Source organism: Endothiovibrio diazotrophicus, assembly GCF_054657215.1.
The window spans coordinates 1-390 of record NZ_BAAHXB010000332.1 but is presented as its reverse complement, the minus strand read 5'-3'; the positions used below and the strand labels follow the sequence as shown (position 1 = coordinate 390).

The following is a 390-nucleotide window of genomic DNA, read 5'->3' as shown; positions in this document are numbered from 1 at the left end:
GTGTTCACGCCACTGATCAATTTGCTGCATGAGCACCAATTGAGCGGAGACTACCTGCAGGCGGACGAAACCCGCATCCAGGTACTCAAGGAGGATGGTCGGGTTGCCACTTCCGACAAATGGATGTGGGTTGTTCGAGGTGGACCACCGGATCAACCGGCGGTGCTATTTCATTACGATCCCTCCCGGAGTGGGAAGGTGGCCTCGTGGCTGTTCGACGGTTTCGTCGGTGTTCTACAAACCGATGGCTGCGCCTGCTACAACGATGCTTGTCGTAAAAACGAGATCACTCAGATCGGCTGTTGGGATCACGCCCGGCGCAAGTTCGTCGAGGCGAGCCAAGCGGCGCCGGCCAAGAAGAAGGGAGAGAAGGTCAGCAAGGCCGATGTT

Annotated in this window: 1 protein-coding gene; it reads left to right on the top strand. The window is 57.4% G+C overall.

The window, feature by feature from the left end; translation table 11 throughout:
• A partial coding sequence (locus tag ACYQ2W_RS26690; protein WP_459874170.1) for an IS66 family transposase occupies positions 1–390 on the top strand: 390 nt, incomplete at both ends.